This window comes from Pseudomonas sp., from assembly GCF_035277045.1.
Classification (GTDB): Bacteria; Pseudomonadota; Gammaproteobacteria; order Pseudomonadales; family Pseudomonadaceae; genus Aquipseudomonas.
This window is the reverse complement of sequence record NZ_DATELE010000161.1, coordinates 1-4,895: the sequence shown is the minus strand read 5'-3', so window position 1 is coordinate 4,895 and position 4,895 is coordinate 1. Positions and strand designations below refer to the sequence as shown.

At 64.9% G+C, this 4,895-nt stretch carries 6 protein-coding genes; 4 read left to right on the top strand and 2 right to left on the bottom strand.

The features are described from left to right. From VJS90_RS07895 to VJS90_RS07885, 3 genes are all read left to right on the top strand, one after another. Positions 1 to 271 (top strand): peptidylprolyl isomerase (locus VJS90_RS07895; RefSeq protein WP_324120726.1); only part of this gene is annotated, 271 nt, incomplete at its 5' end. Then, a complete protein-coding gene (lpxH, locus tag VJS90_RS07890) occupies positions 268 to 987 on the top strand; it encodes a UDP-2,3-diacylglucosamine diphosphatase (RefSeq protein WP_324120724.1) in 720 nt (239 codons plus the stop codon). The genes VJS90_RS07895 and lpxH, both read left to right, overlap by 4 nt. A 248-nt stretch (positions 988 to 1,235) precedes the next feature. Continuing rightward, positions 1,236 to 1,565 (top strand): fe2+ zn2+ uptake regulation protein, encoded by a 330-nt coding sequence (locus VJS90_RS07885; RefSeq protein ID WP_414704913.1) that lies wholly within the window; start codon positions 1,236 to 1,238, stop codon positions 1,563 to 1,565. Positions 1,566 to 1,603: 38 nt separating this feature from the next. Here the strand turns inward: VJS90_RS07885 and VJS90_RS07880 are convergent, their stop codons facing one another. After that, positions 1,604 to 1,792, bottom strand: coding sequence for a hypothetical protein (locus VJS90_RS07880; RefSeq protein ID WP_324120719.1), 189 nt, complete (start codon positions 1,790 to 1,792; stop codon positions 1,604 to 1,606). A 422-nt stretch (positions 1,793 to 2,214) separates the two neighbouring features. Between VJS90_RS07880 and VJS90_RS07875 the strand changes: the two genes are divergently transcribed. After that, positions 2,215 to 2,583, top strand: coding sequence for a transcriptional regulator (locus tag VJS90_RS07875; protein WP_324120717.1), 369 nt, complete (start codon positions 2,215 to 2,217; stop codon positions 2,581 to 2,583). 103 nt (positions 2,584 to 2,686) lie between these two features. On the opposite strand, the gene VJS90_RS07870 is transcribed toward VJS90_RS07875, so the two are convergent. Next, positions 2,687 to 4,895, bottom strand: a 2,209-nt coding sequence (locus tag VJS90_RS07870) for a translocation/assembly module TamB domain-containing protein (protein ID WP_324120715.1), incomplete at its 5' end; no start/stop codon positions are given.

Genomic DNA, 4,895 nt, shown 5'->3' with positions numbered 1-4,895 from the left:
CCTGAAGAACACCAAGTACAGCGTTGCCATGGCCCGCACCATGGAGCCGCATTCGGCCTCCGCGCAGTTCTTCATCAACGCCTCCAACAACGACTTCCTGAACCACAGCGGCAAGAACGTGCAGGGCTGGGGCTACGCGGTGTTCGGCGAAGTGATCGAAGGCCGTGAAGTGGTCGACGCCATCGAAGGCGTGCGTACCGGTTCCAAGTCTGGCCACCAGGATGTCCCGGTCGAGGACGTGGTCATCGAGAAAGCAGAGATCATTGAGTGATTCTGCTGATCTCCGATCTGCACCTGCAAGAAGAGCGCCCGGATATCACCCGGGCGTTTCTTGATTTGCTCGACGGGCGTGCACAGCACGCCCGTGCGCTGTACATCCTGGGTGACTTCTTCGAGGCCTGGATCGGCGACGACGCCATGTCGCCCTTCCAGCAAGGGATCTGCCAGGCCCTGCGCCGGCTGAGCGACAGTGGCACCGCGATCTACCTGATGCACGGCAACCGCGACTTCATGATCGGCAAAGCCTTTTGCAAGGCTGCCGGCTGCACGCTGCTGGCCGACCCGAGCGTGGTCGAGCTTGGCGGCGAACAGGTGCTGCTGATGCACGGCGACAGCCTGTGCACCCGCGACCTGGCCTACATGAAGCTGCGCCGCTACCTGCGCAACCCATTGACCTTGTGGATTCTGCGCCACTTGCCCTTGGGCAGCCGCCAGAAGCTCGCGCGCAAGCTGCGCAGCGAAAGCCGCGCGCAAACGCGGATGAAGGCAAACGACATCGTCGATGTCACGCCCGAGGAAATCCCGCGGGTGATGCACGCGCATGGCGTGCGCACCCTGGTCCACGGCCACACCCACCGTCCGGCGATCCACAAGCTGATGGTCGATGAGCTGCCCGCGCGGCGCATCGTCCTGGGCGACTGGGACCGGGAGGGTTGGGCATTGCAGGTGGATGAGCACGGGTTCCAGCTGGCACCTTTTGCATTCTGACACCCGCGCGTCATCGCAGGATTGCCCCGGTCGGCCAACCGCGCATCGGCCGCCCCCAGGCAAGCTCCGTACATCCTGAACAGTCCTGAACAGCAAGCGGCAAGTTTTTTTTGCCCGACGGTGCAGTTTTTCGGCGCTCATTCGTCTTATTGAATGAGGCCCTCACCGTTTCTTCAGGACAGTCCACGAAAAGGAGCATTCACATGCACGACTCTCAACCTGCGCAACGGGGCGGCGAACGCCCCGCCATGCCCACCGCACAGCAAACCGCCAGCCTGGACGAGCGGGTTGGCAACGACCAGATCCGCGAGCTGCTGCGGGTCTACGGCCTGCGTACCAGCCTGATCCGTCTGAAAGTCATCGACGCCTTGCACCACGCCAACCGCAACGGGCGCAGCATCGGTGTGCGCGGGGTGCACACCCAGCTCGAGCAGCTGGACATCCCGCTGTCGTTCCTGAGCGTGCGCGAGGTGCTCAAGCGCCTGTGCGCCGAGGGCGTGATCAGCCTGGGCAGTGACAAGTGCTACAGCCTCAACCCTCACGCCCGGGCAGTGCTGGAGCAGCCTGCCGCGCGTTGAAAGACTGGCCGGCGGGCGCCGGCCATGCCCTGAGGGCCTCAGGGTTTTACCTTGCGCCGCAGCAGACCGTTGATCACCACGACGATGACCGCGACGGCTATCGCGATGTACTGGAAGGTCTGCTCGCTGATCGTCCCCTGCTTTTGCAGGTGGGACAGGCCGAGCATGATGCCCAGCACCACCAGGATGATCAGGATCGAGTATTTCAGGCGCTGCACGTGTGTCATCGAAGGTTCCTTGCGACATCAGGGACAATAGGCTCGTTCGAGCCGCCGCCATCATACAACGCCACCCTGCCACGGCGGAGCATTTCCCGCTGCCTGGTTACCGGTACCCGCCCTCCACGCCTGGGCGCCAGGGCGTCGCCGATGGGTGTCCAACCCAGCGCATGATCAGGAAAAGGCCTCGGCGGCACATCATGGCTTCCAGGGCGCTGGTGAAGCGAAGTCCTACGCAGCTAGTAAACGCTGCCCTCAAAACGTTGATCAATACGACTACAAGCACCGGTTCGCTTGGCCCCTAGTCACGAAAAGGGTCGCGGGTCGAGAATCGATCCGAGCCATTTCACTGCGTGCTGCGTGATGGCCCGGAACGCTCGGCACGGATGTCCGGGCACTGCGTTGCCCCACCCTCGCCCCTGGGAGTCACCATGGAACTGCATGACCTCACCCGAATCGATGTCGCGCAACTGCCGCAGTCACTGCAGTCGCTGATCGAGTGCATTGGCATCGAGAACGCCTACCGCCTGACGTGTACCTACGGTGGCCGGCCCAAGTACATACCCAAGCACCGGGAACGCACCCGGCTGGTGGACATCTTGCCGGCCGATGCCCTTGACGCGCTGATCCAACGCTTTGCCGGCGTAGCGCTGGAAATCCCCAAACCCGACCATTTCCTGCGCCAGCTGCGCAACCAGAAGATCCAGCTGGAGAGCGCGAACGGCTTGTCGCGCAGCCTGCTGGCGGACAAGTACGGGCTGAGTCTGCGCCAGATCGGCAATATCCGGCGCCAGGCGTGATCCCACCTTCCGGCAATTTCCCACGCCTGTCCTGCCCCCTCATGCGCCCTGCAAAAGGGGGCCAGGATTCACGCCCACTTTCAACACCGCTCAGAGCACCGGCTCAAAAATCGCGTTTGTAGAAGATATCCAGCGAACTTGCCACGCCACTGGCCGCTTCCAGGTAGACCTTCTTGCTCAGCTTGTAGCGCAAGGCGATGGTGTTGGCGGGCTCGAACACCCCGACTCCATAGCGCAGGCTGAGTTTTTCGGTCAGGTTGCCGCTGGCGACCACGCTGGTAGCGTCGCCGCTGCCCTCGGTGTCGAGCTGGAAGTCCTCGATGCCCAGGTTCGAGGCCAGGCTGCCGGTGATCCCGGCGCTGCCCGCCAGGCCCAGGCCAAGCGCCGCTTGCGCCAGCATGTTGTTGTCTTCGCCCGTGGTCCCCAGCGGCCTGCCCAGCACCAGGTAGGACAGCGCCTGCTCCTGGCTCATGGCCGGTTCCGAGAACACCTGCGTGGTGGGTTGTTCGGCATTGCCACTCAGGCGGATACCCGCGATCACGTCATCGACCTGCCGGATTGCCTCGATATCCAGATAAGGCTGGGCGATGGGCCCGGCGAACAGCAGCCGTGCGCGGCGGATGGTCAGGCGCTGGCCATAGGCCCGGTAACGGCCGTCGGCCAGGCTCAGCTCGCCGCGGGTGTCCATGTTGTCGCCGATGTGCACGTGCCCGAGCAGATTGGCGGTGAGGCCGAAACCACTGAATGACAGCCGCTCCTGGCCGACCTCGACGTCGATGTCCATGGCCATCGCCATGGGTGGCTTGCCTTCGGCGGTCTGGTGGCCAACGATCACGGTGTCCTCGGACACCTTGACCGTCGATGGCGGCAGCTCACGCACGATGATCTTGCCCTTGGGCACCTTGACCTTGCCGGTGACCGCCAACTTGTCGTCGACCAGACGGATGTTGAGGTCAGGCGCCACATCCAGCTCCGCATAAGGCTCGACGGTCACCGGCAGTTGCTGGCCCTGCAAGCGCAGGTCGACAGCCAACGCCTGCCCCCAGGTGATGCTGCCGCCAAGCTGGCCACGACCGGCGTCACCGCTGCGCCAGCCACCGTTTAGCTGGACCTGCTCGCCCGCGATCAACGCTTGCAGCGAGAGGTCCTTCAGGCTGACCGGCAGTTCCCCGCCGCTGACCTCGCCGCCCGTGAGGTTGAGGCTGCCATTGACTTGCGGAGCCATCAGGGTGCCCGACAGCCGGCCGCTGCCGTTGAGCTGCCCTTCCAGGCGCTCGACCATGGGGATGAACGGCCGGGCGACGGACAGGTCGAGGCCGGCCAGGCGGAAGTCCCCGGAGATCGGCTTGCTGCTGGCCACCGGGTCGATACGCGTGTTCAGCATCAGCTCGCCCAGCCCTTTGCCCTGGAATGCCAGACGGGTATCGACCTGGCGGGGGTTGAGGGTGCTGTCCAGGCGCAGGGTCTGATAAGGGAAGTCCAGCCAGCGGTCCTTGTCGCGAATGCGCAGGGTGCCGCCACTGGCATCGATCACGAAGGTGCCCTTGGGACCGCTCGCCGGGATATCGAGGTTGACGTCGGCGTTGAGCGAGCCTTTCCAGGCGAAGTCCTTTGGCATCCATTGAGCCAGGCTTTCGATCGGGAACTGCTTGAGGTGATAGCGCAACCGCGGATCGGGCGCCAGGCGCTGGTCTTCGCCACACAGGCTGGCCTGGCCCGAACGCCAGCAATGGGCGCCGAAGTCCAGCTGGCCGTTGGCCAGGCGCTGCAGTCTGGCCGGGGCCTGCAACTGCCAGTCCTGGCCGCCGGCCTGGATACGCCCGCGGGCCAGGCGGCCGCGCCAGTCACCCTTGGCCAAGGCTCCGTCTAGATCCAGATCGACCTTGAGCTGCGGGCCGTCCAGCTTGAGGCTTAGCGCCTGCTGACGAATATCGCCTTTGCCGGTGGCGAGCAGGTCGCCCAAGGCCGTGTCGCCCAGGCGGATCGCGCCGACTTTCAACGCGAGCACCGCGCGCTGGGCGCTGTCGAGCCGGGCGTCGAGGCCGACGCTCTGTATCCGGTTCTGATCCTGGGCCAGTTGCTGGCCTTTCAGGGTGAGGGAGCCTTCGGGCTTGTCCAGGGTACCCGCGACATCCAGACGCCCCTTGACCTGCCCTTGCAGGCGCGGCCAGAGCTGGCCCAGACGTGGCAGGTCGAGGTCGATCCGGCCGGCCAGGCGCTGCTGCAGGCTGCCGCTGCCGGTGATGCGGTTGTCGCCCAACTGCACGGCCAGGGCGCCTAGCGTCCAGGCCTGTCCTGCGCCGTCCGCCTCG

Excerpts from the sequence above, each read along its gene's own strand:
- VJS90_RS07885 (WP_414704913.1), top strand. The coding sequence starts at position 1,236 with ATGCCCACCGCACAGCAAACCGCCAGCCTGGACGAGCGGGTTGGCAAC.
- VJS90_RS07880 (WP_324120719.1), bottom strand. The coding sequence starts at position 1,792 with ATGACACACGTGCAGCGCCTGAAATACTCGATCCTGATCATCCTGGTG.
- VJS90_RS07875 (WP_324120717.1), top strand. The coding sequence starts at position 2,215 with ATGGAACTGCATGACCTCACCCGAATCGATGTCGCGCAACTGCCGCAG.